Source organism: Bradyrhizobium sp. MI1.10 (genome assembly GCF_055811035.1).
Genome location: NZ_JBVVPN010000104.1, coordinates 1 through 6,244 on the forward strand (window position 1 = coordinate 1; position 6,244 = coordinate 6,244).

A 6,244-nucleotide genomic window follows, 5' to 3' on the forward strand; every position below is an offset into this window, starting at 1 on the left:
GTCCATCCGGGCAACCCTCGTCGCAACATCGAGGGTGAGTCGCCTCATTTTGTGGGGGGACATACAGTCTAGCGGACGTTCGAGCCGAGGCACGCGGAAAACTGGCCAGGTAGAAAATGGCCAGTAATTGGAACCTGCCTCCTGGGCGAGGGTTTGAGCCGTCGTTGCTTCTGCGTGCTTAAGAGGAATACCGACGATGTCGCTCCAGAATGGCCTTGGGAATAGGCTGCTGGCTGCGTTGCCGCCCGCGGACCTTAACTTGCTCGCGCCCTACACCCAGAAAACGTCGTTCGATCTTGATACTGTACTGGTGCGAACGGGAGATGAGTTCAAGCAGGTCTATTTCCCCCTCAGCGGGGCCATAGCGTTCCTAGTTGAAATGTCGGACGGACGCATTGTCGCGTCAACTCTCATGGGCTCGGAAGGGGCGGTCGGCGCTCTCTCCGTCCTAAGTCCCTCACGCTCCCCAGTCACAGCAACTGCCTACGTCCCTGGAGCCGCGCTCCAGGTCCCTGTTTCGCAATTGCAGCTTGCTTATGAGCAAAGCGACACGATCAGGCGTGTTCTACGGCTCCATCTCCGCACACAATTGTTGCAGCTTAACAACGCGGCCGCTTGCAACGCGGTGCATCCGGTGGAGTGCCGCATGGCTCGATGGTTGCTTGAGATTCACGACCGCACCGCAGACAGCGGAATCCAGCTAACGCATGAGGCGCTCGCACAACTTCTCGGGGTCCGCCGAACGACCGTGACGCTAACGATGGGCAGACTTCGGGCCGCGGGCGGCGTCTTATCAGACCGACGCGGAATGCTAGACATCGACCGAAGGCGGCTCGAGAAGATCGCTTGCGAGTGCTACGCCGTGATGCGACACAGAATCAAGCGCATGTATGACAAGGAGTTGGTGGCCGCCTGATCCGCGAAAGTGAGCCGCCGCTCTTTGTTTGACTGGACCTTCTTGCTTGCCTGCGGCTCAGTAACGGCCGACGGTCGCGGTCTAGCGGTAAGTAGCTCACGTTCACCACGCCCCGACAAGCATTAAACCGATAATGGTCAAACACGAGACGCAAGCCACCGTTACAGTGTAGCATTCTGGGGTGTTCATAGTTGCCTCCCGAGCTGTTGCCTGTCACTGCTGCGCCGGGAGAGGCCGCCTGTCTCGGGGCCGCTGTTCGGCACGCCTGTGACCGGTTCGGTGCGGTGTGTTGGTCCTGTCGTCGCTGCTGTGATCCGCAGGATTGTAATCCCAGATGTCTGGAGCTTCAGGGCGTTCAGCTGGGATCAGAAGCTGCTTTCGCATTTCAGCGAGGCAGGCGCGGCAATATTCACGATAGAGCAGGTCGAATATGGCGGGCATCGTCACCCCCACCGTTTGAGTGTCAGTGTCAGATCTTTCCACCGCGATCTTCGCGTGATTGTAGCCACTTCAGACGGCTCTTCGATGTGAGCCCGTTCGCAGACTGCACCAGTTCCAAGCTCAACAGCCGATTGGTTGACCTGATTGTCTGCCCGAAAAAACAAAGTCACGCTAACACAGACTATAGCAGCTCATTGTTTCAGGAAAACTTCGTCAAACAACTCCAGGGCGCCGAACGCCAACGAAAATCCAACCACAGCGCGAATAACTTTACCACTGAGTGAGAGCAACATTCGTTGCAAGCGGACCGAGTATGAGGACAGCATTCTTCCAGGCGTTGCCCGACGGCGGCTTCGTAGGCAGCGGCGCGCAGCAAGCGCGTGACGCCGCGCTCACCACCGCCTCGGCAGAAGTGAAGTGTATCAGCGGCTGGTCCGGCGTGGCGACGTCGTTTTCCGACGTGAGCCGGTGCTATGGGGGGCAGGGCGTCGTTCCTCGACTTCCGGTGTTGGCGCTCTTTGGCCGATGTTGGCGGCAAACCGGACATCAGGCGGCCGCCGCTTCATGAGTACGAGCCCTAGTCCGGCGCCGGCGAAATTGTTTGAGCTTGTGCATGTGAGACTTGGGGCGTGCCGATTACGGCCGATTGCGGCACGTGCAATGGGACACCGGCCCCGGCTGTTTCTCCCAACCTGGCTGGGGCCTACGCGCCCTGCAGAAAACTGTCAGCACTGTTGGCTGTTTATTTCGAGCGACGCCGTAACGCAGTTCGCTATATGGCTTCGTTCCCGTTTTTTACATCACCGACTGCCGGGCGATCATAAGAAAGCTGCTCCGCAAGTTTATGCTTTGGACTTTGCCGTCGTCGCCGGGTGTTCCGGGATTGTTGGATGAAATACATATTCATCGCGGTCGGCTGCTGGCTGCTGCTGAACCTGCTCTACATTCTCATAGTCACTCCGCCACGTAGGTCGCTCTGGCCTAGACAGCTCGCTCGCACCATTGCTGCGGTCAAGAGACTCATCCAACGCGGACGGCAGCCACCTACCTGAAGGGAGTGAACTTCACCCGTCCTTGCGAGCCGCTCATTTAGCATTCCCGCTTCTGGCCCAAATGCGAAGTGCAGACCTGCTTTGAACCTGTCTGGTCATCGGGATACAGCGGAAGTTGGATGACCCTCGACGAGTGGGGTCCGATTGACCTATCTCGACGGAGCGCGCGCTAATACGCCAGTACTTTGCCAATGGCATCTCGCAAGGCCTGCCGTGCGAACGGCTTGCGCAAATAGGCGATGCACCCCGCGTCCACCGCCTCATTGCGCGTGCCCTCGTCCTCGTTCCCCGTCATGAAGACGACCGGACACTTCGATCCCGATGCCGCAAGTCGGCGATGCAGCTCGATCCCCGAAATTCCGCCGAGGTGGATGTCAAGCAACAAGCAACTAGCCGTCTTCGCGCTCCCGCTCTCAATCAGAGCCTCGGCTGAACTGAACGTCCGGGCGTCGATGCCGTCGAGCACCAACAGTCGCGCCACGCCCTTCAGGAATGACGCATTGTCATCGACCACGATCACGATCGGCGATTTCGGTGCCATAACCGTATCCTGCCCGTTGTAGTGTTTGCCCAAGGTGTTAGCCGACCCTTGATCCAAATCAAGAAGATCTAGTCCGTCGCGAACACTCAGCCAACTCGCGCCCACGGGGCAGACCGCCTCAATCGGTGGTGTCCTCCCTCAGCTTGCGAGGTCGCTTATTGATGCTGTGGACGGCTCCTCCACGGGCACGAGAGTGCCAAAGACTGGGCGCCGTTTAAGGCTCCCACGATTCGGAGGAACAACCTATGCAGTCAGTTTCAACGATTGGTCTGGATATCGCGAACTCGGTCTTCCAAGTACATGGGGTCGATGCAGCCGGCCAGGTGATCATACGCCGTCAGCACAAGCGCCGCTTCGTGCTGTCCTTCTTTGAGAAGTTGCCGCCGTGTCTAGTTGGGATCGAGGCTTGCGCTTCATCGCACCATTGGTCCCGCGAGCTGCAGGCGTTGGGGCATACGGTGCGTCTGATGCCTCCGGCTTATGTGAAGCCCTACGTCAAGCGGCAGAAGAACGACAGCACCGACGCGGAGGCTATTTGCGAGGCGGTCACAAGGCCCAACATGCGGTTCGTGCCGACCAAGACGAACGAGCAACAGAGCTGTCTGATGCTTCATCGCGTACGCCATCTCTTCATTCGCCAGCATGCTGTCATCAACTCGATCCGTGCATATCTGGCCGAGTTCGGGATTGTTGCCCCCGTCGGGCGCAGGGGTGTCGAACAGCTGTTGGAAGTCGTCGCCGATCCAGCTGACCGCCGGGTCCCGGAGGTGGCCCGCGCGTGTCTTGCGGCTCTCGGCGGTCAGTTGCGGGTACTGAAGGCTCAGATCCTGGAGTTCGATAAGCGCATTATTGCCTGGCATCGATCAAACGCGACGAGCAGGCGACTGGATGTGATCCCTGGCGTCGGTCCAGCACTGGCAACGGCGCTAGTCGCAAGCGTTGCCGATGCCACAACCTTCCGATCGGGACGGGACTTCTCGGCCTGGGTCGGGCTCGTGCCGAAGCAGAACTCTAGTGGGGGCAAGGACAAGCTTGGCCGTATCAGCAAGCAAGGCGATCGCTATTTACGCAGCCTGTTCACAGCGGGCGCACTCGCCGTGATCCGCTATGCCAAGATCCATGGCACGAGCCATCGGCCTTGGCTCACCGCGTTGTTGGCACGCCGCCCCACCAAGGTCGCAGCCATCGCACTCGCCAATAAGCTCGCCAGGATGGCATGGGCGATGATGGCCAGGAACGAACCCTATAAGGAACCCGCCAGTCTTACGGCGTGAACGAGATCACAGCCGGTCGCCCGGCTGTAACGTAACGGTTGGAAGGGCGAACAGCACTAATGCAGCGCCGGTCGATCCGGCGATCAGGACAACCCACATGGGCCATGGCATCTTCGAATGCGTGCTTTTGATCGGGACCTGATCCGCGGAGGGCATTATGGCCAGCGGTCAAGAGTACCGCACAAGAAGGCCGAACACATGGCTGCTCCGACCAACGCCGCAAGTGAAGATTCTCCTTGCCAACCCGGAGCCGTCCACACATGGCCCTCAGCCGTTTTGATGGCGGCATGCCTCATCCTGCCCGCCATAGCACCACCCCTGCCGGTCGCCGCCCAGTCAAGATCACCTTCGCCGAGCTGCGCGAGATGGGCGTAAGCGGCGTCGTGGTCTGGTGCCATTGCGGCCATCACGTCGCGGTCAGCGCCGACACCTGGCCCGATGAGATACGACTATCCGACATCGAGGAGCGTTGCGTCTGCTCCGCCTGCGGGACGCGCGGCGCCGACGTCCGGCCCGACTGGAGCACCAAGAGGTCGCGCCTTGGCGTACGCCGGCCGCTAAATCTCCAACCTGCCCAAGGGCGTCCGTGATCGGGTGGAATGGCAGGCGGCAATGGAAGCGCTGCTGCTGGTCGTCGAGCGCGGCGGGCCGGTGATGTTCGCCCGGATTGGGATCATGCGCGCGCTCAATGCCGGGAAGCCAAGCCCCGAAGTCGGGCCGCGCCGTAAGACGGCGAACGTCTACCGGGTTGTGAGGTAGCCGCTGGCGGTCATTTTGCGTATCGGCAGTTGCAGCGATGCAACCGCCGAGTTGTCCGCCGCGACGGCAACCGTTCCGTTTTAACGTGCATCCGGGAACCAGCGGACTTAACCTGCATTAAGAAACTGGAAGGGTCCGATTCAGGGGATTGGGCCATGGGCGCGGAACGGATGCACACCCCGAAGTACTGGCGTTGCGTGCCGAAGAATTTCGCACCAAGGCCGATAATTGCCAGTTCTCGCAGACCCATGCGACGCTTCGTGAAGTTGCGAAGAACTATGACGAGCTGGCGCGGCGCGCCGAGCAAGTCGTTACCCTCGCGGAGTTGGACGAGCGCACCTCAGAAACCCGCCGAGTAGCGCAGCAATACGCCGAAGGGTCCTCGCGCCGTGGCGCTGCGGTGAGCGCGGCGGCCCGCTGATGTTCGCCCGGCTAGGGTCATGTGCCTGTGAGGGAAAGCGCCCCGGAGCGCAGGGGGGCTAAAGGAGCGCGCCAGGGCCGCCCATGCCGACGACGGCGTAAGGCCGGCATGATCGCCTACGGCGTTGCCCAAGGCACCGCCTATCGAAATGCCACTGCCTTAATGGTCATGATGATGATGGTGGTGGTGATGCTGATGCTCATGCGAGCTGCCCCCGCCAGACCGCGCAATGGCGTTAGACGTCAGCGATGTTGATAGCAGTAGCGTCATCGCTGTAGGCGTCACGACGGCAAACCTACCGCAGGTCTTTAAGAACTCGCGGCGCGGGACTGGGCGAGCACAGGACCAGGGGTTCGATAGAGGCTCCACGGCGTCATAAGCCGGTAGTTTTCCGGGCTGTAGATTTTTGCCGGCCTTAATAAATGCGGCGAATGATTGCTCCGATGATTGGAGACCTCCACCATCAAGCAGAAGCCATCGCCGCGATGCAGAAGGCGATCGCCGCGACTTGCCCAACCGAGAGGTTGAAGTGGTTACGGCCGCTTTGGCCTGGAAGGACCTCGCCAGCTTGGCGAAGGGTAAAACTGCTTTAGGACCCTTCTTGCCCATGATACGTTAGACCCTATCACACGAGGGCGTCGGTTGACTGAGAGACGCCACAGCGCTCCCGCCTCAAGCCGGAGCGCCTCTCGTGCCAGAACAATTCAGCCCGGAAACTCAGGAACTCTTGGACCGCGCGCAGCGCGCCATCGAAGACGCAATCTTGAACCGCCCCGGGTTTGCCGGAGGCTATTTGGTTTAAATTATGCCGCCATGGCCGGTTGTTCCAGCATGGTGTAG

Annotated in this window: 6 protein-coding genes; 5 read left to right on the top strand and 1 reads right to left on the bottom strand. The window is 60.2% G+C overall.

All coding sequences use genetic code 11. The features are described from left to right. Window positions 1–196: 196 nt before the first annotated feature. Window positions 197–916, top strand: a complete 720-nt coding sequence (locus tag AC0L3K_RS40070; RefSeq protein WP_473368151.1) for a Crp/Fnr family transcriptional regulator — start codon at window positions 197–199, stop codon at window positions 914–916. Window positions 917–2,578: 1,662 nt separating this feature from the next. On the opposite strand, the gene AC0L3K_RS40075 is transcribed toward AC0L3K_RS40070, so the two are convergent. After that, entirely contained in the window at window positions 2,579–2,983 is a 405-nt protein-coding gene (locus tag AC0L3K_RS40075; RefSeq protein ID WP_473368152.1) for a response regulator transcription factor, read from the bottom strand. Window positions 2,984–3,195: 212 nt separating this feature from the next. On the opposite strand from AC0L3K_RS40075, the gene AC0L3K_RS40080 reads away from it, so the two are divergent. The 4 genes from AC0L3K_RS40080 (at window position 3,196) to AC0L3K_RS40095 (ending at window position 5,404) form a co-directional block, all read left to right on the top strand. Continuing rightward, a complete protein-coding gene (locus tag AC0L3K_RS40080; protein ID WP_473368153.1) occupies window positions 3,196–4,224 on the top strand; it encodes an IS110 family RNA-guided transposase in 1,029 nt (342 codons plus the stop codon). Window positions 4,225–4,511: 287 nt separating this feature from the next. Then, window positions 4,512–4,814, top strand: coding sequence for a hypothetical protein (locus AC0L3K_RS40085; protein WP_473368156.1), 303 nt, complete (start codon window positions 4,512–4,514; stop codon window positions 4,812–4,814). Between the two features lie 22 nt (window positions 4,815–4,836). Next, window positions 4,837–4,983, top strand: coding sequence for a hypothetical protein (locus tag AC0L3K_RS40090; protein WP_473368154.1), 147 nt, complete (start codon window positions 4,837–4,839; stop codon window positions 4,981–4,983). 193 nt (window positions 4,984–5,176) lie between these two features. Further along, on the top strand, window positions 5,177–5,404 hold the full coding sequence (locus AC0L3K_RS40095; protein WP_473368155.1) for a hypothetical protein: 228 nt from the start codon (window positions 5,177–5,179) through the stop codon (window positions 5,402–5,404). The last annotated feature ends 840 nt before the right edge of the window (window positions 5,405–6,244 follow it).